The following is a 245-nucleotide window of genomic DNA, read 5'->3' as shown; positions in this document are numbered from 1 at the left end:
GGTCCTTGAGGGCCCATTGGGCCTGGATCACCTTGTGGTCCCTGGGCGCCATCAGTACCGTTAATACCGTCCGCACCTGCTGGTCCTTGAGGTCCCTGAGCTCCGTCAGCACCATCGGCACCGTCTGCACCCGCTGGTCCTTGAGGTCCAATTGGGCCTGGATCACCTTGTGGTCCCTGGGCTCCGTCATTACCATCAATACCATCGGCTCCTGCTGGTCCCTGAGGTCCTGCTGGACCGGTCTC

General features: G+C 62.0%; 1 pseudogene. It reads right to left on the bottom strand.

Annotated features, from left to right (window positions below):
* Positions 1 to 245, bottom strand: a pseudogene (locus MWU32_RS00410) (collagen-like protein); the annotation flags it as partial.

It is taken from the genome of Gelidibacter sp. F63206 (genome assembly GCF_023015735.1).
This window is presented reverse-complemented; position numbering and strand designations above follow the sequence as displayed.